The organism is Thermostichus sp. MS-CIW-38 (genome assembly GCF_054058415.1).
In genome coordinates, this window is record NZ_JBSSAH010000007.1 from 76,897 (window position 1) to 102,125 (window position 25,229).

General features: G+C 58.8%; 31 protein-coding genes, 1 tRNA gene, 2 pseudogenes and 1 riboswitch. Of the genes and pseudogenes, 8 read left to right on the forward strand and 26 right to left on the reverse strand.

Annotated elements, in window-relative coordinates; genetic code table 11:
- Positions 1-36: 36 nt before the first annotated feature.
- The 20 genes from ACVWXZ_RS04440 to rplC form a co-directional block, all read right to left on the reverse strand.
- Complete coding sequence (locus ACVWXZ_RS04440) at positions 37-618, reverse strand: adenylate kinase (RefSeq protein ID WP_011434171.1); 582 nt, start codon at positions 616-618, stop codon at positions 37-39.
- A complete protein-coding gene (secY, locus tag ACVWXZ_RS04445; protein WP_011434170.1) occupies positions 618-1,916 on the reverse strand; it encodes a preprotein translocase subunit SecY in 1,299 nt (432 codons plus the stop codon). The genes ACVWXZ_RS04440 and secY overlap by 1 nt, the downstream gene beginning before the upstream one ends.
- A gap of 152 nt (positions 1,917-2,068) precedes the next feature.
- On the reverse strand, positions 2,069-2,521 hold the full coding sequence (gene rplO / locus ACVWXZ_RS04450) for a 50S ribosomal protein L15 (protein WP_414355942.1): 453 nt from the start codon (positions 2,519-2,521) through the stop codon (positions 2,069-2,071).
- Positions 2,522-2,559: 38 nt separating this feature from the next.
- Positions 2,560-3,096 (reverse strand): 30S ribosomal protein S5, encoded by a 537-nt coding sequence (gene rpsE, locus ACVWXZ_RS04455; RefSeq protein ID WP_414344276.1) that lies wholly within the window; start codon positions 3,094-3,096, stop codon positions 2,560-2,562.
- A gap of 18 nt (positions 3,097-3,114) precedes the next feature.
- Positions 3,115-3,483 carry a 50S ribosomal protein L18 gene (rplR, locus tag ACVWXZ_RS04460; RefSeq protein WP_414349593.1) on the reverse strand — a complete coding sequence of 123 codons (369 nt, stop codon included), beginning with the start codon at positions 3,481-3,483 and terminating at the stop codon, positions 3,115-3,117.
- Positions 3,484-3,514: 31 nt separating this feature from the next.
- On the reverse strand, positions 3,515-4,060 hold the full coding sequence (gene rplF / locus ACVWXZ_RS04465) for a 50S ribosomal protein L6 (RefSeq protein ID WP_011434166.1): 546 nt from the start codon (positions 4,058-4,060) through the stop codon (positions 3,515-3,517).
- 33 nt (positions 4,061-4,093) lie between these two features.
- The gene (gene rpsH, locus ACVWXZ_RS04470) at positions 4,094-4,504 is read right to left on the reverse strand and encodes a 30S ribosomal protein S8 (protein ID WP_011434165.1); all 411 of its coding nucleotides are present in this window, start codon (positions 4,502-4,504) and stop codon (positions 4,094-4,096) included.
- A 46-nt stretch (positions 4,505-4,550) separates the two neighbouring features.
- Complete coding sequence (rplE, locus tag ACVWXZ_RS04475) at positions 4,551-5,093, reverse strand: 50S ribosomal protein L5 (protein WP_414328930.1); 543 nt, start codon at positions 5,091-5,093, stop codon at positions 4,551-4,553.
- 66 nt (positions 5,094-5,159) lie between these two features.
- Entirely contained in the window at positions 5,160-5,558 is a 399-nt protein-coding gene (gene rplX / locus ACVWXZ_RS04480; RefSeq protein ID WP_414349594.1) for a 50S ribosomal protein L24, read from the reverse strand.
- Positions 5,558-5,926: a 50S ribosomal protein L14 gene (rplN, locus tag ACVWXZ_RS04485; protein ID WP_011434162.1), complete on the reverse strand. Its 369-nt coding sequence runs from the start codon at positions 5,924-5,926 to the stop codon at positions 5,558-5,560. Before rplN ends, rplX begins: the two co-directional genes overlap by 1 nt.
- Positions 5,923-6,174, reverse strand: coding sequence for a 30S ribosomal protein S17 (rpsQ, locus tag ACVWXZ_RS04490; protein ID WP_011434161.1), 252 nt, complete (start codon positions 6,172-6,174; stop codon positions 5,923-5,925). The genes rplN and rpsQ overlap by 4 nt, the downstream gene beginning before the upstream one ends.
- Positions 6,174-6,395, reverse strand: coding sequence for a 50S ribosomal protein L29 (rpmC, locus tag ACVWXZ_RS04495; protein WP_457387575.1), 222 nt, complete (start codon positions 6,393-6,395; stop codon positions 6,174-6,176). Before rpmC ends, rpsQ begins: the two co-directional genes overlap by 1 nt.
- Before the next feature lie 13 nt (positions 6,396-6,408).
- Complete coding sequence (rplP, locus tag ACVWXZ_RS04500; RefSeq protein ID WP_011434159.1) at positions 6,409-6,876, reverse strand: 50S ribosomal protein L16; 468 nt, start codon at positions 6,874-6,876, stop codon at positions 6,409-6,411.
- A 55-nt stretch (positions 6,877-6,931) separates the two neighbouring features.
- A complete protein-coding gene (rpsC, locus tag ACVWXZ_RS04505) occupies positions 6,932-7,702 on the reverse strand; it encodes a 30S ribosomal protein S3 (protein ID WP_457385386.1) in 771 nt (256 codons plus the stop codon).
- 42 nt (positions 7,703-7,744) lie between these two features.
- Entirely contained in the window at positions 7,745-8,119 is a 375-nt protein-coding gene (gene rplV / locus ACVWXZ_RS04510) for a 50S ribosomal protein L22 (protein WP_457387574.1), read from the reverse strand.
- 45 nt (positions 8,120-8,164) lie between these two features.
- Complete coding sequence (rpsS, locus tag ACVWXZ_RS04515) at positions 8,165-8,446, reverse strand: 30S ribosomal protein S19 (RefSeq protein ID WP_414331934.1); 282 nt, start codon at positions 8,444-8,446, stop codon at positions 8,165-8,167.
- Positions 8,447-8,512: 66 nt separating this feature from the next.
- Positions 8,513-9,397 (reverse strand): 50S ribosomal protein L2, encoded by an 885-nt coding sequence (gene rplB / locus ACVWXZ_RS04520; protein ID WP_457393077.1) that lies wholly within the window; start codon positions 9,395-9,397, stop codon positions 8,513-8,515.
- A gap of 49 nt (positions 9,398-9,446) precedes the next feature.
- Positions 9,447-9,746, reverse strand: coding sequence for a 50S ribosomal protein L23 (locus tag ACVWXZ_RS04525; protein ID WP_457393075.1), 300 nt, complete (start codon positions 9,744-9,746; stop codon positions 9,447-9,449).
- Positions 9,739-10,731, reverse strand: a complete 993-nt coding sequence (rplD, locus tag ACVWXZ_RS04530; protein WP_457393073.1) for a 50S ribosomal protein L4 — start codon at positions 10,729-10,731, stop codon at positions 9,739-9,741. Before rplD ends, ACVWXZ_RS04525 begins: the two co-directional genes overlap by 8 nt.
- A 15-nt stretch (positions 10,732-10,746) precedes the next feature.
- Positions 10,747-11,391, reverse strand: coding sequence for a 50S ribosomal protein L3 (rplC, locus tag ACVWXZ_RS04535; RefSeq protein WP_011434152.1), 645 nt, complete (start codon positions 11,389-11,391; stop codon positions 10,747-10,749).
- A 470-nt stretch (positions 11,392-11,861) separates the two neighbouring features.
- On the opposite strand from rplC, the gene ACVWXZ_RS04540 reads away from it, so the two are divergent.
- From ACVWXZ_RS04540 to ACVWXZ_RS04555, 4 genes are all read left to right on the forward strand, one after another.
- Positions 11,862-13,874 (forward strand): hypothetical protein, encoded by a 2,013-nt coding sequence (locus tag ACVWXZ_RS04540; RefSeq protein ID WP_457482206.1) that lies wholly within the window; start codon positions 11,862-11,864, stop codon positions 13,872-13,874.
- A gap of 68 nt (positions 13,875-13,942) precedes the next feature.
- On the forward strand, positions 13,943-15,073 hold the full coding sequence (locus ACVWXZ_RS04545) for a hypothetical protein (protein WP_414329181.1): 1,131 nt from the start codon (positions 13,943-13,945) through the stop codon (positions 15,071-15,073).
- Between the two features lie 184 nt (positions 15,074-15,257).
- Entirely contained in the window at positions 15,258-15,794 is a 537-nt protein-coding gene (locus ACVWXZ_RS04550) for a hypothetical protein (protein ID WP_457402991.1), read from the forward strand.
- Positions 15,795-15,830: 36 nt separating this feature from the next.
- Complete coding sequence (locus tag ACVWXZ_RS04555; RefSeq protein ID WP_457402989.1) at positions 15,831-16,346, forward strand: MogA/MoaB family molybdenum cofactor biosynthesis protein; 516 nt, start codon at positions 15,831-15,833, stop codon at positions 16,344-16,346.
- A gap of 28 nt (positions 16,347-16,374) precedes the next feature.
- On the opposite strand, the gene metK is transcribed toward ACVWXZ_RS04555, so the two are convergent.
- The 4 genes and pseudogenes from metK to ACVWXZ_RS04575 all read right to left on the reverse strand — a co-directional run.
- On the reverse strand, positions 16,375-17,634 hold the full coding sequence (gene metK, locus ACVWXZ_RS04560; protein WP_041436796.1) for a methionine adenosyltransferase: 1,260 nt from the start codon (positions 17,632-17,634) through the stop codon (positions 16,375-16,377).
- Between the two features lie 38 nt (positions 17,635-17,672).
- Positions 17,673-18,884 (reverse strand): RNA-guided endonuclease InsQ/TnpB family protein, encoded by a 1,212-nt coding sequence (locus ACVWXZ_RS04565; protein ID WP_457402986.1) that lies wholly within the window; start codon positions 18,882-18,884, stop codon positions 17,673-17,675.
- 339 nt (positions 18,885-19,223) lie between these two features.
- Positions 19,224-19,335, reverse strand: a riboswitch (SAM riboswitch).
- A gap of 67 nt (positions 19,336-19,402) precedes the next feature.
- Positions 19,403-19,732: a hypothetical protein gene (locus ACVWXZ_RS04570; RefSeq protein WP_414380886.1), complete on the reverse strand. Its 330-nt coding sequence runs from the start codon at positions 19,730-19,732 to the stop codon at positions 19,403-19,405.
- A gap of 74 nt (positions 19,733-19,806) precedes the next feature.
- Positions 19,807-19,990, reverse strand: a pseudogene (locus ACVWXZ_RS04575) (hypothetical protein); the annotation flags it as partial.
- A 219-nt stretch (positions 19,991-20,209) separates the two neighbouring features.
- Between ACVWXZ_RS04575 and cobO the strand changes: the two are divergent.
- Together cobO and ACVWXZ_RS04585 are read left to right on the forward strand one after the other, a co-directional pair.
- Positions 20,210-20,950, forward strand: a complete 741-nt coding sequence (gene cobO, locus ACVWXZ_RS04580) for a cob(I)yrinic acid a,c-diamide adenosyltransferase (protein WP_083757680.1) — start codon at positions 20,210-20,212, stop codon at positions 20,948-20,950.
- A gap of 16 nt (positions 20,951-20,966) precedes the next feature.
- The gene (locus tag ACVWXZ_RS04585; protein ID WP_457482207.1) at positions 20,967-22,370 is read left to right on the forward strand and encodes a cobyrinate a,c-diamide synthase; all 1,404 of its coding nucleotides are present in this window, start codon (positions 20,967-20,969) and stop codon (positions 22,368-22,370) included.
- Here the strand turns inward: ACVWXZ_RS04585 and ACVWXZ_RS04590 are convergent.
- The gene (locus ACVWXZ_RS04590) at positions 22,367-23,614 is read right to left on the reverse strand and encodes a URC4/urg3 family protein (RefSeq protein WP_457482208.1); all 1,248 of its coding nucleotides are present in this window, start codon (positions 23,612-23,614) and stop codon (positions 22,367-22,369) included. The genes ACVWXZ_RS04585 and ACVWXZ_RS04590 overlap by 4 nt on opposite strands.
- Before the next feature lie 485 nt (positions 23,615-24,099).
- Here ACVWXZ_RS04590 and ACVWXZ_RS04595 point away from each other — a divergent pair, with 485 nt between their 5' ends.
- On the forward strand, positions 24,100-24,447 hold the full coding sequence (locus ACVWXZ_RS04595; protein WP_011434143.1) for a DUF1815 family protein: 348 nt from the start codon (positions 24,100-24,102) through the stop codon (positions 24,445-24,447).
- A 310-nt stretch (positions 24,448-24,757) separates the two neighbouring features.
- Here ACVWXZ_RS04595 and ACVWXZ_RS04600 read toward each other — a convergent pair.
- Positions 24,758-24,830 (reverse strand) — tRNA-Glu (locus ACVWXZ_RS04600).
- A gap of 289 nt (positions 24,831-25,119) precedes the next feature.
- Between ACVWXZ_RS04600 and ACVWXZ_RS04605 the strand changes: the two are divergent.
- Positions 25,120-25,229 (forward strand): annotated as a pseudogene (locus ACVWXZ_RS04605) (transposase); the annotation flags it as partial.

Below are 25,229 nucleotides of genomic sequence, written 5' to 3' on the forward strand. Positions count from 1 at the left end.
CCCGCCGCTGGGAGGGATTTCCAGCTCCTGCTCTGATCACGCCGTCCTCCTGAAGCCTTCCAAAAGAGCCTGCAGATGTTCCTGTACGGATTCCATCGGCTGGTTGCCGTTGACCCGCTGCAAGCGCCCCTTGGCCTCATAAAAATCAATTAGGGGAGCCGTCTGCTGCCGATAGACCTCCAGACGCTTGAGAATCACCGACCGATCCGCATCATCGCTGCGCCCCTGTTCCTTGCCCCGGGCCAGCAGCCGGGCCACCACCACCTCATCCGGCACCTCCAAGTTGAGGACGTAGTCGTAATCTTGTCCCAGCTCTTGCAGCAGCTCTTCCAAGGCTTCTGCCTGGGCTAAGGTGCGAGGAAATCCATCCAGGATCCAACCCTGCTCCGGAGACTGCTGCAACTGCCCCTTCACCATCCCGATCAGCACCTCGTCAGGCACCAGCTCTCCCGCATCCATGTAAACCTTGGCCTGGCACCCCAGGGGCGTTTGGGCTTTCACCTCGGCCCGCAACAGATCGCCTGTGGAAATTTTGGGCGTGTGGTAAATGGCCGCCAGCCGCTCCGCCTGTGTACCTTTGCCCGCCCCCGGCGGCCCCAGAAAGATCAACCTCGGCACTACTGTTTGACCATCCCTTCGTAGCGTTGTGAGATGACATAAGTCTGGATCTGCTTGGAGGTCTCGATCGCCACCCCCACCAAAATCAGTAGCGAGGTCGCCCCCAAACCTTGGAAAGTGGTGATGCCGGTTGCCCGTTCCACCGTCGTCGGGATGATGGCCACCGCGCACAGGAACAAAGCCCCCAGCAGCGTCAGGCGGTTGAGGATCCCTTCGACATACTCGGCAGTGGCCTTGCCCGGGCGTACCCCTGGAATGCTGGCCCCCATCTTCTTCAAGTTTTGAGCCAGATCCACCGGGTTGATGAGCAAAGAGGCGTAGAAGTAGCTGAAGAAGAGGATCAGCACGAAATAAAAAGGAATGTAGAACCAGGAGGTGGGGGATAGGAAGTTGGCCACTTGCACCAAAGTCAGGTTTTGGGTGTACTGGGCCAGGGCCAGAGGCAGGGACATCACCGAGTAGGCAAAGATGATCGGCATCACCCCCCCTTGGTTTAGCCTCAGGGGCAGATAGCTTTTCTGCTCGCGGAACAGCTTGTTGCCCACCTGGCGCTTGGCGTAGACGATAGGGATCTTGCGGCTGCCTTCTTGGACAAAGACAATGCCGACAATGGTGACCAAAAAGATTGCCAGCAACAGCAAGATGCCACCGATGGTGCTGCTATCGGCACGGGCCAGGCTAATAGTCTGTCCGAGGGCACGGGGCAGAGTGGCAACAATGTTGACGAAGATCAAGAGCGAAGGGCCACTTCCCACCCCTTTCTCCGTGATCATCTCTCCCAGCCACATCACAAACAGGGATCCCGCCGCCAGAGCCAGGGTGGTGGAGGCCATGAAGGCCAACTCATTGGTGGTACTGGCAAACTCCCGCACCCAAAAGGAAATGCCAATGCCCTGGATGATGGCCCAAACCAAGGTGACATAGCGGGTGTACTGAGAAATCTGCCGCCGCCCCTGTTCTCCCTCGTTTTTCTGCAGGTTCTCCAAGGCTGGAATGGCCGAGACCAGCAACTGCATGATAATTGAGGCATTGATGAAGGGCAGGATCCCAAGGGCGAAAATTCCCAAAGCAGAAATCCCCCCGCCGGAGAAGACATCCAGCAAGCCAAACACAGGGCTGTTGGCAGCTTCGGCGGCAAAGCGGGCCCGATCGATACTGGGAATGGGGATGTAAATGCCCAGTCTGACCAACAGCAGCAAGCCCAAGGTGAGAAACAGACGGCTGCGCAGGCCAGAGGCCATAGCCATCTGCATAAAGGTCTCTTGGGCAGAGGGGGCGGAACCTCGTGTGTCAACCATAGGGAAGAGAATCTCGCGGGAGCAAAGGGCAAGGTTAGCTATCTACCACTCTACGCTGCTGGTGGAGCAGTCGGCAAAATCAAAGCAAAATCAAAAAAGTGCAACTCAGCGCCACCCGGCAGAAGCCGGCCAGAGCAACGGGAAGAAGGGGTTTAGGATCCCAAGATTTCCACCCGACCTCCGGCTGCCTCGATCTTGGCTTTGGCTGAAGCGGTAATAGCCGCCGCCCTGATCGTCAGGGGCACGCTGACTTCCCCATCTCCCAAGATCTTCAGCGGGCCATCGTTGGTGGTGACGATCCCTCGTTCCATTAAGCTTTGCAGGCTGACCTCGCTGCCGGCAGGCAGATCCGCCAAGGCGCGCAGGTTGACCAGGGTGTATTCCAGACGCCGCGTGTAGCGGGGGAAATGCTTAAGCTTGGGCAAACGCCGGTAGAGGGGAGTCTGCCCCCCTTCAAAGCCGGGTCGTGTACCACCCCCCTTGCGGGCCTTTTGCCCCCGCATCCCCTTGCCACAGGAGGCCCCCTGCCCGGCAGAAACGCCACGACCTAGCCGCCGCCGCCGCCGCGTCGAACCTGCTTGAGGCCGAATGTCTTCCAGTCGCATGTCTACCTCTAGCTCACTTGCTCAATATCACCTGTCCATCACTTGCCCAATAGGCGGCGCACATCGATGTCTCGGTCTTGGGCCACCTGCTTGAAGGTACGCATCCGCCGCAGCGCATCGATGGTGGCACGGGCATTGTTAAGGGGGTTGCTGGATCCCAGTTGCTTGGCCAAGCTGTTGCGTACACCCGCCAGCTCCAGAACGGTGCGGACTGCCCCCCCTGCAATGACGCCTGTGCCAGGAGCTGCTGGCATGACCAAGACAGTGGCACCGCCGCCTGCCCCCTGCATGGGATGGGGTACGGACAAACCTTTGGTGAGGGGCACCTCAATCAGGTGTTTTTTACCGTCCACAACTCCCTTGCGCACTGCTCCGATCACATCGTTGGCTTTGCCCACGCCAACCCCGACTTGGCCCCGCTCGTTGCCGACCACCACCACAGCGCGGAAGCTCAACTTCTTGCCGCCCTTGACCACCTTGGTGACGCGGCGAATCTGGATGACCCGCTCTTGCCACTCCGTGGGCTGCTCTTCGCGGCTTTTCTTGCTTCTGCGACGTTCCCTCTGCTCAGCCATGTGCTGTGTCCTCAGTAGCTAGAACTGTAACCCTGCTTCTCGGGCAGCTTCTGCCAGGGCTTGAACGCGCCCGTGATAAAGCTTGCCCCCCCGATCGAAAACCACGCGGGAAATGCCCATCTGTAAGGCTCGTTCGGCAACTGAGCGGCCCACCAAGGCAGCCGCTTCTTGAGTAGCCGTCCCGGTTTCTTTGAATTTTTCGCGCAGCTCCGTGTCCAAGGTGGAGGCGGAGGTTAAGGTATGCTGGGCTACATCGTCGATCACCTGGGCGTAGATGTGTCGATGGGAGCGAAACACGGCCAGGCGAGGCCGCTCGGCAGTGCCAAAGACCTTGCGGCGAATGCGTCGATGACGACGTTGGGTGGTGATTTTGCGGCTGGTTTTCATAGGACTCCGTCCCGCTTTCGCAATGGGCTATTTACTTCTTCGCTTTCCCGGATTTACCCGCCTTGCGGCGAACTTGTTCCCCTAGATAACGGATCCCTTTCCCCTTGTAGGGCTCCGGAGGCCGGACCGCTCGGATGCGGGCGGCAGTATTGCCCACCAGTTCTTTATCTGTGCCTGAGACAACAATGATGTTGTTTCCCTCAACGGCAATTTGGATGCCGGGGGGAAAGGGGATCTCCACAGGGTGACTGTAGCCGACGTTCAAAACCAACTTGCTGCCTTGGATGGCAGCCCGGTAGCCCACGCCCACCAATTCCAGCCGCCGCTCAAATCCCTTGGATACTCCATCGACCATGTTGGCGACCAAGGTGCGGCAGAGGCCGTGCAGTTGGCGGGCAGGACGAGAATCGTTGAGACGGCTGACCGTGAGCATCTGAGCGTTTTGCTGGACTGTGATCAAGGGCGGCAAACTGCGGGACAGTTGACCTTTCGGGCCTTTCACTGCAATGTGTTGGCCGTCGATCTGGATCTCCACCTTGGCAGGAAGGGCGATGGGGCGTCTACCGATACGGGACATGGGAAAAACTCCTGACCAGAGAAAACTTAATGTCTAGTAGACAAGGCAGAGGACTTCGCCGCCAATGCCCTGCTTACGAGCCTCCCGGTCGGTCATAATGCCGTTGGAGGTGGAGATGATGGCAATTCCAATTCCTCCCAGCACTCGGGGCAGCTCTTTGTGGTTGCGGTAAACCCGCAGGCCGGGTCGGCTCACCCGCTTTAGACCATTGATGATGGGCCTGCAGTTGCGGCCTTTGCCTTTGTACTTCAATCGCAACACCACCCGGGCTTGGATCCCTTCTCCCTCCTCCTTCCATTCGCTGACGAACCCTTCCTCATGAAGAACGCGAGCGATGCTGCGGGTCATGCGGGTGGCCGGAACTGCCACCGACTCGTGCCGAGCCATGGTGGCATTGCGAATGCGGGTGAGCATATCGGCGATCGTGTCGTTGGTGTGGGCCATCAGTGCTCCTCGGAAGATCAATCAAGGAAACTCAGGGTGGGCAAAGCTAAGAGGCAAAGGGCATGCCAAAGGCTTTGAGCAGGGCACGGCCCTCTTCGTCGGTTTTAGCAGTGGTCACAATTGAAATATCCATACCTCGCAACTGATCTACAGAGTCATAGTTGATTTCGGGAAAAATCAGTTGTTCGCGGATGCCCAGGGTGTAGTTGCCTCGTCCATCAAAGGCTTTGGGGCTGACGCCGCGGAAGTCACGGATACGGGGCAGAGCAATGTTGATCAGGCGATCCAAAAACGCATACATGCGCTCCCGCCGTAGGGTTACCATCAGGCCAACCGGCATGCCCTTGCGAATCTTGAAGCTGGCAATTGCCTTTTTGGCGCGGGTGATCACCGGACGCTGACCGGTGATGGCGCTGATCTCGGCAATGGAGGATTCCAGAGCCTTGGCATTTTGGGAAGCTTCCCCCAAGCCGCGGTTGATCACGATCTTCTCCAGGCGGGGCACCTGGTGGATGTTGGTGTAGCCCAACTCCTTTTGCAGCTTGGGGACGATGACGGTGTTGTAGTGGATTTGCAGACGCTGGGGCATGGTGGCTTCTCCTTGTGGCTCTGGGCTGGGTCAGAGCCAAACCAATGGTGGAAAGGGATCAAAAGCTTAGTCGAGAATCTCACCCGTTTTCTTAAGGACGCGAACCTTGCGACCATCGGCGGTGATTTGATAGCCGATACGGCTGGCCACCTCCTGCTTCTTGGAATAGGCCATCACTTTGCAGACGGGAATGGGAGCTTCCTTGGTCTCAATTCGGCCACTTTCCCCTTCTCGCTGGGGTTTACGGTGGTAGGTAACAATGTTAACCCCTTCCACCAAAACCATGTTGCGCTCGGGAAAAACGCGCAGCACCTCGCCGATTTTGCCTTTGTCATCGCCGGAGATCACCTGCACGGTATCCCCTTGCTTGATACACATTTTGTAGCGCAGGCTGTTGCGGTGCTTGCGAATGCCGGGGCGCCGAACTAGGCGCTGAATTTGGCTGGGTTTGAGGGGGCGAACCATCAGAGTACCTCCGGGGCCAGGGAGATGATCTTGGTGAAGTTTTTCTCCCGCAGCTCGCGGGCTACAGGGCCGAAAACACGAGTTCCACGGGGATTGCCATCATTGTTGATGATCACGGCGGCGTTGTCGTCGAAGCGGATGCACATGCCGTCAGGGCGACGTACCGTATCGACGGTGCGGATAACAACGGCCTTGACAACATCGGATTTTTTGACGGGCATGTTGGGCAGGGCATCCTTGACGACACCAATGATCACATCGCCCAAGCTGGCGTAGCGACGGCCACTGCTGCCCAGCACGCGAATACACATCATCTTGCGAGCACCGGTGTTGTCGGCCACCGTCAGCATAGTTTGCTGCTGAATCATAGTTTCTTCACCTCCCTCAGGATTTCGGCAACTTGCCAACGCTTGGTGCGGCTAAGGGGACGGGTTTCCGTGATGCGCACCAGATCCCCTTCTTGACAGCGGTTTTCCTCGTCGTGGGCCTTAAACTTCTTGGTCTTGACGACGATCTTGCCGTACTTCGGGTGAGCAACTCGATTTTCCACAGCAACAACCACCGTTTTTTGCATCTTGTTGCTGACAACAATGCCAATCTTCTCCCGAACAGCCATTACTCCTCCTTGGTTGGGCGTTTGCCCCGCTTACGCTCTCCCTCCACAATTAGTAGTTGCGCCAGCTTGTGTTTGCGCAGCCGGATGAGATGGGGCTGGTTCAACTGCCGCGTGGCCTGCTGCAAACGCAGCTCAAACAGCTCTTTCTTGACGGCGTAGATTTCGTTGCTCAGCTCTTCGTCCGATAAAGCACGGGCATCAGCAATTTTGGGCATGGGCATGGCTGAACTCTCCTCATACACTGCTGGTGGCCACCTCTGAAGCCGTTGCCTGGGCGGGCTCTGGCTTTTCAAAGTCGGCTTTGGTTACAAACTTGACCTTAATGGGCAGCTTCTGGGCGGCAAGGCGCATGGCCTCGCGGGCGATAGGCTCTGCCACTCCCCCCATTTCGAAGAGGATACGGCCCGGCTTGACGACACAAACCCAGTACTCAGGGTTGCCTTTGCCGGATCCCATGCGGGTTTCCGCGGCTCGCTGAGTAACGGGCTTGTCGGGAAAGATGCGAATCCAGATTTGGCCGCCCCGCCGAACATAGCGGGTCATGGCTCGACGGCTGGCCTCGATCTGTCGAGCTGTAATCCAGGCGGGTTCTAGGGCCACAAGGCCGTATTCCCCAAAGTTGATGCGGTTGCCACGGGTCGCTTTGCCTTTCATGCGCCCGCGCTGTTGCTTGCGGTACTTGGTGCGTTTGGGGCTTAACATGGCCGTTCCTTAAGTCAACTGCGATAGGGATCCCTGGACGTTCCGGTGTTGGCCCTCAGGCCTCCTGAGCCGAGCGATCTTCAAAGGTGGGCCGCCGCCGCTGCTGCCGACGTTTGGGCTGTTGCAGGGGAAACTTCTGTTCGTGGCGTTCCTGCCCGGGCAGAACTTCCCCTTTGAAGACCCAGACCTTGACCCCGATGATGCCGAAAGTGGTGTGGGCGAGGTGCTCGGCGTAGTCGATGTCGGCCCGCAAAGTATGCAAAGGGATCCGCCCCTCCCGCGTCCATTCGGTGCGGGCAATCTCGGCCCCGTTGAGACGCCCGGCAATTTGGATTTTGATCCCTTGTACGCCTGCCCGCTGGGCCCGTTGGATTACCTGGCGCACGATGCGGCGAAAAGCAATCCGCCGTTCCAACTGTTGGGCGATATTTTCCGCCAGCAAGGTCGCTTCGGCGTCGGCACGGGTGACCTCTACTACATTGATGCGAATGGTTCGTTCGCCGCCACCTCGTGAACCAGGGCTTTGTCCCGCTAGCGCGGACAGCTCTTTCTGTAGACCTTGGCGCAAAGTCTCTAGGCCGGATCCGCCCCGACCCACAACTACCCCAGGGCGAGCAGCCCGGATCTCCAGGTCAATTTGATCCGCTTTGCGCTCGATTTGGATATCGGCCAAACCAGCACTGCTCAGTTGCTTGGTCAGGTAGGTGCGAATCTGGTCGTCCTCCTGTAACAAGGCTGGGTAGCGGGCTGGATCGGCAAACCAGCGGCTGCGATGCTCCTTAATCACGCCGAGGCGGAAACCGGTGGGGTGGATCTTCTGTCCCATGGTGGTGTCGGTTGAAGGGTAAAGGGCTAGAAATACAGGAGGTTAAGAGGCCGTCGCCGCTTCAGCTTCCTCTATGGGCCGGACGGCGATGGTGATGTGACAGGTGCGCTTGCGAATGGGGTAGGCCCGCCCTTGGGCGCGGGGGCGAAACCGTTTCAGGACGGGCCCCTGATCAGCATAGGCCTGGCTGATCACCAGATCCCAGGGATCCAAGCCGTTGTTGTGCTCTGCGTTGGCCACCGCCGAGCGCAGCACCTTACGAACCGGCTCACAGGCAGCGTAGGGCATGAACTCCAAAAGAATCAGGGCATCGGCATAGGTGCGCCCACGGATCTGATCCAACACCCGCCGCACTTTAAAGGGGGACATACGGATATAGCGGGCTACCGCTTTAACCTCAGGGGATGAATCGGCCATGGCCCTCTCCTTGCCTACTCGATACTTTCCTGTTCGTTATTCCTCTCAACGGCGAGCGGCTTTTTTGTCGCTCCCCGCGTGACCGCGGAAGGTACGGGTGGGAACGAATTCCCCCAGCTTGTGACCCACCATCTGATCGGTGATGTAGATGGGCACGTGTTGCTTGCCGTTGTGAACGGCGATGGTGTGGCCGATCATGACCGGCAAGATGGTGCTGGCCCGCGACCAGGTCTTGATCATGTGCTTCTCGTTGCGCTCGTTCATCTTCTCCACCTTGAGAAGCAGCTTGGCATCCACAAAGGGGCCTTTTTTCAGCGAACGTCCCATAAGAACCTCAACCGTTTGATAAGCAATTCACTGTCGAAAAAGCTTCGGGGAGCGAATGGCCAGCGGCTACTGAGCAGCCCTTCCGCCCTTGTCCCGGCGGCCTCCGCGACGGCGACCGCGCACGATGAATTTGTTGCTGGGCTTGTTGCGTTTGCGGGTCTTGTACCCCAGGGTGGGCTTGCCCCAAGGGGTGACAGGGGTACTGCGGCCTATGGGGGCTCGCCCTTCCCCGCCGCCATGGGGATGATCCACAGGGTTCATCACCGAGCCACGCACCTTGGGACGGCGCCCCAACCAACGGCTACGACCCGCCTTGCCCAGGCTGATGTTGTTGTGGTCAACGTTGCCCAGTTGGCCGATGGTGGCGTAGCACTCGCCGCGGATCATGCGGACTTCGCCGGAGGGCAGCTTGAGGGAGACATATTTGCCTTCTCTGGCCACCACTTGAGCGCCAGCCCCGGCGGCGCGAACGATCTGCCCGCCGCGACCGGGATACAGCTCCACATTGTGAACCACCGTTCCCAAGGGGATCCGCTCCAGGGGCATGGCATTGCCGATCTCAAAGGGGGCCTCTGGCCCGGCCATGATGGTGGCTCCCACCTCTAGGTTGCGGGGAGCGAGGATGTAGCGTTTCTCTCCGTCTTCGTATTCCACCAAGCAGATGTGGGCGCTACGGTTGGGATCGTACTCCACAGTTTTGACGGTCGCCGGGATCCCCCGCTTGTCGCGACGGAAGTCGATGATGCGGTAAAGCCGCTTGTGGCCACCACCGCGGTGCCGGCAGGTGATGACGCCACGGTTGTTGCGCCCTTTCTTGCGGTGAATAAATTGCAGCAGCGACTTTTCCGGTCTGGGCCGCTTGCCGTTCTCGTCACGGGACAGCTCCTCGAAGTCAGAGACCGTCATGTGACGGGTGCTGGGGGTGTAAGGTCGGAGAGTACGAATGCCCATGGCTCGGGTAGGGGTGGGGGATGGGATGACAACAACTCAAAAAGGGGGGTTAGGTGTCCGGGAAGAGGGTAATGGAATCTCCCTCGGCCAAGGTCACAATGGCTCGCTTGGGACGGGTGCGATAGCCAACGAAGCGGCCCACCCGCCGCTGCTTGCGCGGGGGCTTCAGGGTGTTGACGGAAGTGACTCGCACGCGGAACATTTCTTCGACAGCAGCTCGGATGAGCGGCTTGGTGGCAGTGGGCAGCACTTCAAAGACGTATTTGCGCTGCTCCTTCAAGGCGGTTGCCTTTTCGGTGATGACGGGGCGCAACAGGACGTCGGCCAGGATCCGCTTGCTCTCAGTCATCGCTTTCCTCCTCTGCTGGGGCTGTTTCGGCCTCTTCTACCGTTGACGGCTCTGCTCCTTGAGCCAGTTCTTCTGCTGGATCTTGGGGCTCTTCGGTTTGCTCTTCTGGCCCCTGCGGATCTGCTGGACGTCCTTGGAGGGCAGCTTGGTTTTCCTGGGCCTCAGGTTGGGCTGGGGTTTGCTCTGCTTCCTCGTGTTCGCTTTCTGGAACGGCCTGATCTTCCGGCCCATCTCCGGGCAGGGCCTGATCTTCGGCTAGGTCGGCCTGAGGTGCATCCTCAGAGGGAGTCTCCAGAACTGCCGGCGCAGCGTCGGATCCCCAACGGGCCTTGAGTTGCTCTAGGGCAGAAACGGTGATCAGCACCCAATCGACGTTGAGCAGATCGAAGACGTTGATCTGATCCAGGCCAATCAGCTTGACGCGGGCGATGTTGCGCACAGCCCGCTCTACCGCTTCCGAGCGTTCGGCAACGATGAGCAGAGCCGATTGATCTTCCATCACCCCCCAGCGCAGCAAAGCCTGGGCCACAGCACGGGTTTTGGGCGGGTTGAGCTGCTCCTGGAAATCCTCCACGACGATCAGGTCTTCCACCCGACTTTGCAGAGCGGTGCGCAGGGCCAGTTGCCGTTCTTTGCGGTTCATGGCCAGGTTGTATTCCCGCTTGCGGGGGCCGAAGATCACCCCCCCTTTGCGCCAAAGTGGGGAGCGGATGGAGCCGGCACGGGCCCGACCGGTGCCTTTCTGCTTCCAAGGCTTGCGACCGCCGCCGCGCACCTCAGCTCGGGTCTTGGTGTGGGCGTTGCCCTGACGAGCATTGGTCATCTGCCGGCGCAGTGCCAGATAGAGGATGTGGGCGGCTGTTTCGGGACGAGCAACTTTGAGGCTCAGCTCCGCGCTGCCCACCGTTTCCCCTTGCCAATTTTTCACCACACAACTTGCCATGGTTCCCTCGTCTTTGCGGATGCCGGTCAACCTTGGTTTCACCCAGGGATCCCTCCCCTAACGCTTGTTGCCCACCTGCTTGGCAGGGGTGATCTCCAGCAGCCCTCCTTCTACCCCGGGCACGCAACCCTTGATCACCAGCAGATCCCGCTCTGGATCCACCTGCACCAACTGCAATTTGCGGGTGGTGACTCGGCCACCTCCCAACCGCCCCGCCATGCGCATCCCCGGAAACACGCGGCCTGGGGTTGTACCGGCGCCAATGGAGCCCGGTCGGCGGTGGTTTTTGGAGCCGTGGGACATGGGGCCACGACCGAAGTGGTGGCGCTTTTGATAGCCGGCAAACCCTCGCCCGATGGAGGTACCGGCCACATCCACCAATTGGCCAGGGGAGAACATCTCGACGGTAATTTTCTGCCCCAACTGGTAGGCTTCTGGCTGGTCAACCCGGAACTCCCGCAGGTGGCGCAGCAGCTCTGTCACCCCCGCTTTGGTGAGGTGGCCCCGCTGCGCCCGCGTGAGATGCTTTTCGGCAGTGGGCAAGTAGCCCAACTGAATGGCGTTGTAGCCATCTGTGGCTTGAGTTTTGATCTGGGTCACGGTGCAAGGCCCCGCCTGCACGACAGTGACCGGAATGGCCAGCCCTTCTGGAGAGAAGATCTGGGTCATGCCGACTTTTCTTCCGAGGATGCCAAGTGCCACAAGAACCTCCAATCGAGCCTGAACGACTCGTTTTCATCAACTGAGAGCCAGCTCACTCCGACAATCGGCTAGCCGTTCGCGAAGCGGGCCGTAGGCCAATGGCTCAGTTAGCCGGATGGATAGGCATACAGCAATAGCGTGGCAGCAGGAAGCTCAAGACAAAGCTGAGTCTGCCGGCTGAGGCGAAAGAGCAAGGTAGGGATCCCCCGAGGCCAAGTTCAGCGCCGGCAACGCTGAGCCTTTTGCTTAGTTCACCCCCAAAGCTGCACGCCAAACTGCTTTTGTTGAGAGCTGCTCAGACTTACCTGCTAAAGAGGCAGTATCTGGTGTAGCAGCGCGCCGGGTCGCCAAAGCGGATGGACTCAGTTGGCAACGGAAAACAATCATAATGAAGCGAAGGCCCGTTTGTCCAGACTTTTGCTGAGAAAATGGGTTGGTTGGAGAGGCCGGAGAGGGTAAGGGCAGCTCAAGTGGAAGAAAAGAGCCATTGGCCAGGGAAGCCATCTCCCTTCCAAAGTGTGATGGGCTGGGCAGGCAGTGGGCTGACCCAGGCTTGTGTGGATCACTATCGAAGTTTGTTGCAGGCAGGAGCCGATCCGGGCCGGGTCTTGTTTTTGGTGCGGAGTCAACGGCAAGCGGATGAGGTGCTGCGGCGCTTGCAGCAGTCCAGTTCGGGCTTGGTGGGGCCGTGGCGGATCGAAACGTTCTTGCAGCGGGTTGGGCGCTCTCTGGCCGATCATTGGCCGCAGGTGTGTGCCCGCCTTCCTCAGTTGCCTCCTCAGTTTGAGCCGATCCCCTTGGCCAAAGATCTCACTCAATTTCTCTGCGAACGAGCCTGCGCTTTGTGCCCTCGGCATGGGGAAGCCTTTGCCGGGGTCGGGCTCAAGGAGTTCCAGATCTGGGATCAGATCAGCAGTGCTGCTTATATTGCAGGGGCTTCGGGTTTGCCGGCAGAAGAGGTGGGATCCCGGCTGGCCCAGGCTTGGCCAGAGGAGGCAGATCCGCGGCGGGCAGAGGCTTTGCAGGCAATGGGCTGCTGTGTGGGTCGGCTGTGGGAGGCAGCGCTTCGGTTGGGATCCTTGGATTTTGGTCTGCAAATTCGGCTGTTTGGCGAACACATCCTGCCGCTAGCGGAGTTTTGGCAAGAGTGGGATCATCTGATCGTAGATCAGGCGGAAGACAGTTGCGGGGTGGCGCTGGAGTTTTACCGGCAGGGGCAAGCCCATTTGCAAAGCCAATTTTTCAGCTACACCCTCGGCGGCGGGGTCTCTTTGACCGGGATCCCAGAGGCAGTAGCTGACTTCTTGATGGCAAAAACGCAGGTTCAGTTTCTGGAAGGGAGCCATCGCGCCTCAGCAGGCATGATCCGCTTGGGGGTGCAGATTGCGCGGGTGTTGGATCCCCAGTTTTCCCATCCGCTGCCCGAGCCGAGGGGGGGAGAGCTGCCGAGGGTGCAAACGCTGGAGGAGGAGACCCAGTTTGCGGCGGTGGAGGTGATGGTTGCCCAAATTCGCCGGCTTTTGGGGGCCGGGATCCCTGCCCATCGCATTGCTGTTTTGCTGCCCCGTATGGATGCGGGGGTGAGCCTGAGCTTGCAGGAGCAATTGTCGGAAGCGCCAGTTTTGCCGATTGCCCCTTTCCCGGCGTTGATTCGCTATCCCTTGGTGCGGGCGGTGCTCACAGCAGCAGAGTTGGCTCACCCTGAGTGGGGTGCTTTTCCCACTTTGCCAGCTTGGCGGCTGATGTTGAGCTGGGTGCTGGGGCTGGATCCCATCCGGGCAGCTCTGTTGGCCGAAGATACCTGGGATCCGGTGGGGCGTTCTCTGCGTCCCCGAACAGCAGTACGGCAGCCGGAGCGAGTAGGGTTTGCCAACCTGGAGCGCTACCAGCGACTGTTCGATTGGCTGCGCGGCTATCGTCCCGGCCCTTCATTGGCCGCTTTCTTCCAGCAGTTTTTTGCCGATCACTTGGCCTCGGTGATTGCTTCCCCTCAGGATCAAGAGCTGCTGCGCGTGTTGATGGAAGCGGCACAACGGTTTCGTCAGGCCTTCCCTGCCGAAGGGGATCCCGCCTTTTTGGCCATGATCCGCTCGGGACAGACCCCCAGCAGCAGCCGCTTCGAGCCCGACTATTCCCGTTACTTGGTAGTTGCAACTCCGGGGGCCTACATCACTCGGGGTTTGGAGGCGGATTACCAATTTTGGTTTGATATCACCAACCCCAGCTGGTCCCGCTCCCTCTGGCATGTGCTCTACAACAGCCGTGTGCTGACGCCGGAATGGGACGGGGAGGTTTTCGATGCGGCGCGGGATTTACAGGCGCGTCAACAGATTTTGGCCCGCACGCTGCTGAACCTCTGTTGCCGCACTCAGAAGGGGCTGTGGCTGGTGCGCTCCAATTTTAATTATCGCGGCGAGGAGAACACCAGTATTCTGGACTACCTGATTTTGAAGGGGTTGAAGGCCATGGCAACCGCCGGCTAAGGGAGAGCCTATCCTGAAAGGGTGCTGGCAACTCAGGCCTCCAAGAAATCGGGGGATGCACTGCAGGAATGGTCAAAGGCAAGGGTTTTAGAAGAGCGGCGCAGCCGCCCCTCTGGCTGACACGCACCTTGGAGTGGCAGGGCAAAAGGGAAGAAGCACTGGTCCTTTTGGCCAATTGGCTGGCGGATCCCTTCGGCGATGGAGACATGCGCTACGTCTTGCGCCGCCGCCTGCTTTTGCTCTTAGACAGCGGTGCAACCCCCAGCGAGTTGCAAGCTTTTCTCGACCGCCACGGCGAGCATCCTCTGGCCGCCGCCGTCCGCTATGCTCTGGCGGTTCGCTTCGCCCGCGAACACCGCTACGACCTAGCCCTGCAGCTGACGGAAAATCTGGCTTTGGATGCTGTGTTGGATCGCTACCCCTTGCTGGATGGCGGCTACTGGCTGGACGACTGGGATCCCGTGCCCGCCAGCCGCACCCCTCTGCAACCGAAAATCCAGGCCCAACGAGAACGCTGGCGCCAATTGAGCCGTTGGCAAGCCCAATCCACTCCCCAACAACGCTATCAACTGGCCGCCCACTGGGCCGCTGCCGACGGTTGGCGCAATGGGTACCTGTGGCTGTTTAACCAAACCCGTGCCGGTGGCCTGAGTGGGGATGCTGATGGAAGCGCGCCGCCGCAACCAGCTTCCTCCAGTTCTCTATCGGACTATCAGCGGGCCAATCACCATGCTGTAGCAGCAGAGTTACTCGGCTCTGTGCTGGCGGATCCCACCGCCCCTGCCCATCTTCAGGAAGAAAGCCTGTACCGGCAGGTGCTGATCCTCTACCGCCAGTACACCACCTACCCTCCCGAGGAAACGGCAGCCATCTATCCGCTGCCGGGCTTCCCCCCAGGAGTGACAGAAGATACCAGCTTGTTCGACACGTCACTGCCGGACTACGTGGATCCTGGCAGCCTCAGCTACAGCTACTTTCTGGAAGCCAAAGCCCTGCAGGATGGCTATGCCCGCCAGGCGATCTACGCCGGCAATGAGCTGCTGAACCGCTTCCCCCAGAGCCGCTATGCTGGGGATGTGCTCATGGCTCTGTACGGCCTGACGGGAGATGTCGCCTTCCTAGGACGGCTGCTGACGCAGTTTCCTGATAGCGAGCGCGCTCTGGAGGCAGCGCTTGAGCTGGGGCCCGTCAGCCACTGAGTCTTTAAGCGTACCGCAGCTTTGCAGCTTTATAGCCTCTTCACAGAGCCTTCATGAAAGGCAAATAGGGGTATTCTTGGACGAGAGCTGTCTTGCGAGATCCAGGGAGAAAGGCTTTATCTCCCCTTTGTCTCGGCGGATCTGGACTAGCTTGAGTTGAGTTTCCTTGGGCTGCCATGGGCTGATGGATCCTGCCACCTTTCTGGAGCACTATGGGTTTGAGCTGGAAGGTCAACCCAGCCAGGTTTGGGTGGAGCGCTGGAGCCAGTTGTTCCCGGATCTTTGGATCCCGGCAGCCTTGCTAGAAGCCCTCTACCAGGGGCGGTACAAGGCCGCCTCTGTGGAGCAGCTTCTCCGCCTTTGGCAGCGTCGCGGCTCTCCTCATCTTACCTTTCCCCCAGAAATCGGCCAGTTCCTTTGGCAGGAGCAGCAGGAGCGGATCCGCTCTTTGGCTGCGGCTGCCTTTGCCTGTTCTCCTCTGCCGCCGGTACCCCCCGCGGGATCCCTGTTTTCCAGAGAACCGGCCATATCTCTAAACTTGTTGTTGGAGCAGTTGCAGGAGCTTCCCCCCAAGCTGCGCCGCCTGCTCGCCCAGTCCCCTCGTGCCGGTGGGACAGAGTCCTCATCGTTCGCGACAGAGGTGCAGAGCACATTCCCGGAGATTTCGCAGACGGTCGTTGACCCTCCAACTCCTGCCGAGCCCCCTCAGGGACAGTCTTGATGGGCTTGCCACTCTCTTTCCTCAGGGATCCTGGCCATGAACTTTCCCCTCGATTGCGACAGCGGTGCGGAGCACATTGCCTCCTTGCCCTGTGGGGTGATCACCGTCAGCGACACGCGCACCCCTGAAACCGATCACAGCGGCCAGTTTATCTGCACAGCCCTCCAGGAGTCCGGCCACCGGGTGGAGAGATATTGCATTCTCCGAGATGAACCGCAGCTCATTCGAGAGCAGGTTCAGGATTGGGCCGGATCCCTGCCGGTGATCTTGTTGAATGGTGGCACAGGCATCGCCCCCCGCGACACCACTTACGACGCCATCGAGGCTCTCCTGGAAAAGACCTTGCCCGGCTTTGGGGAGATCTTCCGCCAGCTCAGCTATGCCCAGATTGGCAGTCGGGCCATCGCCTCTCGGGCCATCGCCGGGATCCACGGAAAGTGCTTGATCTTTTCCATGCCTGGCTCCCCAGCAGCCGTGCAACTGGCTATGCGCAGCCTGATCCTGCCGGAGCTACCCCACCTGGTTAAGCAACTGCACCAGGGCAAGCATTGAGGCAGCAGGCCGTCTTAGTGATCCCCTCTTAGGCCAAGAGGGCAGTCGCCTTGGCAAGAGCCTCCTCCCGCAGCAGAGCGGCTTTATCGGTGCGCTCCCAGGGCAGATCCAGGTGAGTTTGCCCGAAGTGACCATAGACCGCTACATTTTGGTAGAAGCGTCCCCCCCGTTGGCGGGGCAGCTCCCGCAGTTGGAACTGGGCCAAAATGGCTGCCGGCCTCAGATCGAAGTGGCGCTGCACCAGCCGCAACAGCTCTTCGTCGGGGATGCGCCCTGTGCCAAAGGTTTCCACCAAAATGTTGATGGGGCGGGCTACCCCAATGGCGTAGCTCACCTGCACTTCACATTTTTGCGCCAAGCCAGCTGCCACGATGTTCTTGGCCACGTAACGAGCCGCATAGGCAGCGCTGCGATCCACCTTGGTGGGATCCTTGCCGGAGAAGGCCCCGCCCCCATGGCGAGAATAGCCGCCGTAGGTATCGACGATGATCTTGCGTCCGGTCAGGCCCGCATCTCCCTGAGGGCCGCCGATGACAAACTTGCCGGTGGGATTGGTGAGGAAGCGGGTGTGGCTATCCGGCTTGATGGGCAGCTCGGCAAACACCGGCGTGACCACTGCCTCCCAGAGATCGGCGCGGATCCGCTCTTGCACCGCCGCCTCTTCCGTAATGGCGCCAATCGTGGGTGTGTGCTGGGTGGAGATGAGCAGGGTGTGAATGCCCACCGGGCGACCTTCCTCATAGGCCACAGTCACCTGCGTTTTGCCATCCGGGCGCAGATAGGGCAGGGTGCCGTTTTTGCGAACCGTGGCCAACTGGCGGCTGAGGCGGTGGGCCAAGCTAATGGGCAAGGGCATCAACTCGGGAGTTTCATCGCAGGCAAAGCCAAACATCAACCCCTGATCCCCGGCCCCGACCAAGTCGAATTGATCTTCCTGGGAGCCGCGACTTTCCAGGGCCATGTTCACCCCTTGGGCAATATCGGGAGATTGCTCATCGAAAGCCACCAACACCGCGCAGCTTTCGGCACAAAACCCATTCTTGGCATCGGTATAGCCAATTTCGGCCACCTTGTCCCGCACCAGACGGGTGAAGTTGACCTGCGCTTGCGAGGTGATCTCCCCGGTCAACAAAACCAGGCCCGTATTGACCACCACCTCGGCGGCCACCCGACTGAGGGGATCCGCCGTCAAGAGGGCATCCACGATGGCATCGGAGATCTGATCGCAGATTTTGTCGGGGTGCCCCTCCGTCACCGACTCCGAGGAAAACAAAAACGACTTGGACAACGAACCTTCTCCTTAAAAGCTAGAACTGAGAACGTAAACTACCCGACTCCGACCGCTAAAGCGGTACGGAGCGGGCTTTCAGTAGCCCTGAGCCTGCTCTGCTCTACCAGAGAACAAAACAAGCCCGGACCTCTAGGCTGGTTTACGACAGCCCCCAAGAGCGCAATCACATTCGCACCATTCAAATCCGCATCCCCTTCCCATCCACAGTGCCCACACTTGAACGACTTGCCACTGCGGTAGGATTGCGCAGGATCGGGATGGATGTGCAAACACCAGTGGCAGGTCTGCGACGTGTAGGCGGGCGGCACAAGAATCAGAGAAACCCCTGCAACCCTCGCCTTGTACTCCAGAAACTGACGTAGTTGGTAGAACGCCCAACTGTTGGCCCTGCGCCGCTCGGCTTTGCTGCGCGGCTGTTGATTGACTCTTTTCCGGATCCCTGTCAGGTCTTCCAGAGCAAGAGCGCTGTTGGTAGCTTTTGCCCTAGAGACAATAGCTTTGGAGATGCGATGATTGACCCACGCCTGAAAGCGCCTCTCCTTGCCAGACAGCCGTTGCAACAGTTCTCTGCATCTGCGCCGCGAACTGCGGGTGCCCTTACTGGCTTTGCGTTGGAGTGCCGCCCTCAGCTTGGAGTAGTGGTCTCGGATTCGGTTCAACTGCTGTCCATTCCAGTTGTCCCCCTCTGACGTATGGGCAATATCCGTCCTGCCCAAATCCACCCCCAGCACTCTATCCGTGCGTTGCGGTGGGCACGGTTCCGTTTCCACACAGATTTGAATGGAGTAGGAGCCGTCTTTGCGCTTGACCAGAGTGGCGGATTTGGGATTGGAGCCCGCCAGCCGTTCTCTCTGGTAGCGGCCAATCGCCAGCTCAAAGCGCTCTCGACCCTCCACCGTGGTCAGCGACACCGTCCAGTCTTTCTCGCGGAACGAAAAGATACGAGCGTCGTAGGTAGCGAAGCCTCCTTTGAACGCTTTGACGGGGCGGTTTTTCTGTTGGGCAACTTTACGGGCACCGGCCAGCCGTCTGCAGACCTGCTGAGCCAAGTTACTGGACAAGCCGAACCGGGCACGGATTTCGCGGTAGCACAGAGATTGAAGTTTAACGGCGTTGGTGACTTTCTCGGGCGTGTTTTGGTTGACCCAGTTCAACGCCTGCACAAAGGCATCCATTGTCGCGTCCAACTTTGCGGCTTGCGACTGGGACACCTTGAGCTTACAGGAGACGGTCAGAACTTGGGTCATGGTTCTATCGTAACTTCCGCATTCCTCCCGACACTGACCCTACGGGTATAGTGCGGGGCTCCTGCGATTTCTAGCTGAACAAAAAACAAGGCTCACCCGCTCGTTCATTATCCGTCGGAGAAAGAGCCAACCAGGGATCCCCAGGTGCTCCGCACCAGCCCCAACTCAGCCAGAGGAAAGGCCCAGCAACCAGCAAGCGTTCTGCACCGCTGACGCACCAGCACTGCCGCGAAGGCCTTGCCCCGCTGCCGCGACCAGAGCTATGGGAGCTGCTAAAGGATAAAGTTGCCAGAAAAGTCCCCCGCCAAAGAGGGCTATCCTCTAGAGAAAACTTTATTGCCTTTATCTTTCGGTTACTGACTAACCGCAGGAATTGGCACCGTAGCGGAGGCTTCCGCCGGGTTGCCGCAGCTTCATTGGGCCTGGTCCCTCAGTCTGCTCTGGATAAAGAACGGAACTTGTCCCTATAGTACCCCCAACCTCCGCCCATTTGTCAAAAAAATAAGCTGTGGGCGGCTTCAGCCAAACAGACCCTGCCACCAGTCTGTCCCCTGAGCGGCTTTGAGAAAGAATGCGCCGGCCAAGCCCAGGGGGGAGAGAACGCCGAGAAAGCCAACTGTCCCCAATCCCCAAGCCAAGCGGTGCAGATGCTTTTTGTCGGCAGGATTTGGCGTCGTTTCGGCTGAGATGGCCAACAGGGATCCCAAGGCTGCCAATAGGGATCCCCCCAGACCTGCAAAGTAGCTGGGCGCTAGCCACGGTTGCAACTCGGCGGCAGATACGACTTGGATGCGGGGCAAGACTTGAAAACACCCTATTGCCAGCACTGCCCAGATGAAGCAGTACATTAGCAGGCTATCTCGGAAAGCAGCAGCCGGTTCTGATACATTTACGCTGAACACTGCTGAACATCACTGTTCAACTATGCAGCGATAGCATTCTGTTTGTTTCCAAACAGAATGGCGGTATCCCGCAAAGCTTTGAGTAGAATACCCAAAGCGCAGTTTCCGTGTCGTCTTACTACCAATTTTCTGCTTTGCTTTGGCTACCATGTTGGCAGACTCGAAAGTAAACAGAAAGATCAACTGGTAGTAATCCGTACTGAACATATTATACATTATTTTCAGTATAGTTGAGCTTATTATTGACTAGAGTCATGCTCTCATGATCCCAGCCAATGCAACCAGATGAGGGATTAGGATGGGGGCGGTCTGCTGTGGGGGAACTTGAGTTTGCCCTAACAGTCGCGTCAGCGGTGCAGTTCCCCTGCCGTAGGCACAGCACCTTCCCCTCAGCTTGTGTGGCGAATCTCAATTTTTATGATTATGGCCCAACCCGCCCTGTCTGGCTGGCCTGCACCGGCTTCGGGATCCCAGCCCCTCTCGACAACAGAACTTGAGGACGCTTGCGATAGCGGTGCGGAGTCTTCACCGGGCGCAGAGGCCGACCCAAACTGGCGGCATCGCCAAAGAATGCAAAAACGCCAGCAGATCCAGCGGCAGCGTCTGTCGGGCATGCGAGATGACAAGGGCTTGATCATCGTACACACCGGGCAGGGCAAGGGAAAGACCACGGCTGCCTTTGGCATGATCTTCCGCGCCCTCGGCCAGGGATTGTCGGTGGGGGTGGTGCAATTTATCAAGGGGGCCTGGGATCCAGGAGAAGCCAAGCTATTGCGGAAATTGGCCGAGCATCCAGAGCTGGGCCTGGGGAAAATAGCTTTTTACGCCATGGGAGAGGGCTTTACCTGGGAAACCCAAGACCGGGAGCGAGACATCGCCCATGCACAGGCGGCCTGGGAAAAGGGGCGGGAGCTGTTCACCAGCGGGGAGTTTCAGTTGGTGCTTCTGGATGAGATCAATGTCGCCCTCAAGTTGGGATATCTCTCGCCGGACAGGGTGTTGGCCGGGCTAGCGGAGAAACCGGAGCGGGTTCACCTGATCTTGACGGGGCGGGGCGCGCCGGCAGCGTTGATCGACCGAGCCGATCTGGTGACGGAGATGACTTTGGTCAAGCATCCCTTCCGTGACCAGGGGATCAAGGCGCAAATCGGCATCGAGTTCTAACCCTTGGGCAGGAAAGATGGCCATTCTGCTGGCGGCGGCAGCAAGCGGCAGCGGCAAAACCACCATCACTCTGGCTCTGTTGGCCGCTCTGAGGCGACGGGGCCTGCGCATCCAACCTTTCAAGGTGGGGCCGGATTACATTGATCCTCTGTTTCACACGGCGGTGAGCGGGATCCCCTGTCGCACTTTGGATCCCTTCTTGACCGACGAGGACTTTGTGCAGCGCTGCTTTCGCCACCATTGCCAGGGCAAGGATGGAGCCATTGTAGAGGGGGTGATGGGCCTCTTCGATGGACGAGCGCCGGGATCCCTGCCCCTCCCCGAGGGCGGAACGGAGCCTTTTTTTGCCAGCAGCGCCCATGTGGCCCGCCTGCTCGGGATCCCTGTGGTGCTGGTGATCGATGGCAGCGGCATGGGAACGACGGTGGCCGCTTTGCTCTACGGCTTGAGCCGCTGGGATCCCCGCCTCTCCATTGCTGGGGTGATCTTCAACCGGGTGGCCTCGGAGCGGCATGGACAAATCTTGCAGCAGGCAGCGGCTGCAGCGGGGATCCCAGTCTTGGGCCAGTTTCCCCGGCGGGAGGATTTGCGGTTGCCCAGCCGACACCTGGGGTTGGTGCCTGTCTCAGAACTGGATCACTTCCCCCACTGGCAAGCTGCCTGGGCCGAGCTGGCCGAGCAACACGTCAATTGGGATAGCCTATTGCCCCTCATTCGGAGGCTTCCTCCAGCGGTAGGAGAGCTGTGGCCAGGGATCCCCCCTCTCACCGAAAGGACTCCGCCCCGCCGCTGCGAACAGGTACGGGTGGCGGTGGCCCAAGACCACGCCTTTAACTTCTACTACGCCGACAACTTGGATCTGTTGCGGGCCTGTGGAGCCGAGCTGCTGGAGTATTCCCCCCTCCAGGTGGGGCTATGGCCACCGGAGCCCTGTGACGGCGTGCTGCTGGGGGGAGGGTTCCCGGAATTGTTTGCAGCACCTCTATCTGAGAGAATTAACCAACAACCTCCCCCGCCCACCCACCCACCCCTCTACGCCGAGTGCGGCGGACTGATGGTGCTGGGCCAATCCCTCACCGATTTTCAGGGAAAGACCTACCCGATGGCCGGGCTGTTGCCCATCACAGTAGACATGGCCAACCGGCTATGTTTGGGCTACCGCGCAGCTGCCGTTTTGCGCCCAACCCTGCTGGCGCCAGCCGGGGATCGCCTGCGCGGGCATGAATTTCACCGCTCCCGCAGCACCCCTATCTCCCCAAGCCCAATCTATGGCTGGGGATCCCCCGCCCAGCTTCAACAGGAAGGATGGGCCACCGAGCGTCTTCACGCTTCGTACCTGCATCTGCACTGGGGATCCCGTCCTGATTTGGCCCTGAGATTATTACAGAACTTCTTAAGAATCTCGAAAGGGGATCCCTAAAAAACCGTGCCATCGCTGAGCAGTTGGATGGGGGGAGAAGCATCTGGCCTAAGCTGGGCCGCTATTTGCCGTCCTGCCGTCCAGGTTCCCCCTTGCAGTATCTTCACCAGGGGCAACTCTTGGGCAGAGCAACCCAGTCTTTCCCGGATTAAGGAGGCAACTTGATCCAGCAAAATCACCGTCAGGGCCCGCCACTCCACAATCACCGTCGAATCTGGAGGATACGGTTGCTGACCAATCTCCGGCTGCTTAAGTTGGATCACCCCCAAATCCACAAACAACCCCCCGTTGCGATACTCCGCCAAACCCGTCAGCTCATCCAAACCCCAGATCGGGATCCCCTCCTGCTGCAACGGCTCCAGCAGAGAATAGGTCATCCACTGCAACAACTTGTGAAAAGGCACCCAATGGCTCCCCGGCTCCGTTTGGGGCAGGTGGGGATAGGGCCAGACATCCCCCAGAGGGATCCCGGCCAGCGAGACTCGCCCAGGCCAAATGGAGCTAAACCCCCTCTGAACTGCCTGGAAGACCTGTGCTGCCTCGATCCCACCGCTGGGATCCTCAGGCTGGATGGCGTCCCACAACCGGCCTGGACGAGGAAGATTGTGACCAGATCCAAAGTAATGAGGTTGAGCCCGCAAAGTTTGTGCCAACCTTTGCAGCAGTTGCCAGCGCCCCTCCAGTCCCAGTAAAGGATTTTCCGGCCCCACCTGGAAAGCTGCTGCCAAATCCGCCAAGGTGATCCGCTCCAGGCCTGCCGCATCCACCTGCAGAGGCTGCTGGGGATCGCTGGAAAACCCACCTTGCCAGAACCAGTCGAAACTGGCCAAGGCCAAACCTTCGGAACGACCCACCACCGTCTGACTTTCTGGATCCCGGTACTTCCAGGCAGAGCCTGCCCCTGCGTCCAGCAACACGCTGACGATGGCCAGATCCCACTTGCATCGCAGCCGCTCCAGCGGATCCATGTCTTTAAGTCGATTTTCCAGACGGGTTAGGCGCTCCCCGGATCCCACCTGAAAATGTTGCCAGCGGCTGTGGAAGGGAATTTCCCCGTTGGGATAATGGGCCCGCATTGTGGTGATCACATAGTCGGCTACGGATCCCATCCGGTTCAGGTCGAGGCGAAAGTGCTCTGATTCATCGGCCAAAACCCTTTCAAATAGCAACTGACAGCGATCCCGAATGGCTTGGGGACTCTGAAAATAAGCCACTCGTTTTTCCAGATCAACAGGTGTCAGCATCGAGCCGTTCCTTCTCAATTGTCCATGCCGAGAATTTTCTCAGCATAATCGGGCGGGAACCCACCTTGATCTGCATTCGTCTGCAAGCCTTGGCCCACTTGACACTCCCGCCGGTCTCTTGTCAAAAGACCGCGTCTTACTTCGCGATCGGTGAGACCCTTGCAAGAGAAAGCTTTGAGGCAACTGTCCTGCTGACACGAGCAGCCCTGAGCCATTTTGAGAAAAGACTGGGCCAAGCACTGGGTGAGGATCCCGATAGATAAGAGCATTGACTCGAGGTAAATTTTGATGTCTTTGTTAAGAGAAGTGTTGAATACTACATTTCCCTGAAGTAGACTTTGCCTACTCTGTGGCCTTAATCACTTCCTTGAGGGGTTGTCGATTGTTATGATAGATGTAATCCTAGTCCTAAGCATAAATTACTAGTTAGGTCATTTGCAGCTAGGCTGAGCCCCAAAAGTGCCAATCCGTTAGGGAGGAGTGTGATGTTCACACGGTTGGCGGAACAATACCGCAGCTATGTTCAAGATCTGGTGATGAGTTTGCAGGCTCTGGCCATCGTTTTGGAGAAGCGGGGCTACCCAGCCTCTTGCTACACCTGTGGTACGTCTTTCGAGAGTGCCTCGTTTATGGTCAGCTTACGAGAGGGGCACCTAATCCGCTTTTTGGTTTCCGAATGCTCCATTAGCTGGACAGAAATGCGGGATGACCGAGAGCTCATGAAATTGGAAGGAGCAGAGGCGATTCGCCAACTGCAAGAGCTGGCAGAGCTCATCAAAGACGAGCTGTTGGTCGCCGCCACGCCGGCTGAAGCTCTGGTGGCCAGCACCTGATCCTGGCAGGCCCTAGGTCTGCTCAAACCCAAGCCGTAGCCGATTGGACAACTAAGCCTAACCTTCTAGGCCGCTGCTTTGGAGATTTTTCCCCTGTTGAGGAGTAAGGGTGGAATAGGGATCCCCCTCGACGGAGTGGCAGTTGGCTGGCTGCCCATGCCGCTTGTATGGGGATCCCAGATGACCCGCTCTCCCAGCTTGTATCTGGAGTGGTTTGTGGCGGCAAAGCCTCTCTGAGTAAAGTCTGAGTAAGGTGTCACCGCTGCCAGGGATCCCCTGTTGACGGCTTCATCTTATAACTCTGACCCAATACCCCCAAGGGGATTCGAACCCCTGTCGCATCCGTGAAAGGGATGTGTCCTAGGCCTCTAGACGATGGGGGCGCTCTCCGACAAGGCGATCCTAATCCTAAAGAAGGATAAGTAAGCTTGTCAACCTTTTAATCTGCATCCCCAGACCCACGCCCTGCCAAGTTCAGAATCAAGATCCCCAGCAAAGCCAGGCTCAGCAGGCTGGCAATCACAATCGGTTCATCTGGGATCACGTCCATCTTGGCTTCACCAAATTTTCGGGCTGGAGGCCCGCACCATAGCCGCAGGCTTGGTGTCGGGAGGAAAGCCCTCCTCCATATAGGTTTGCTGGTCAAAAGTCTGGATAAACTACAATAAGCCCATGAGCCAGACTATCTCGGTACGTTGCAAGCTGATAGTCCCTGTAGAGTTGCGTCAAGAAATTGACCGCACTTTGCAGGGCTTTGCGAATGCTTGCAACCAGATTCTCGA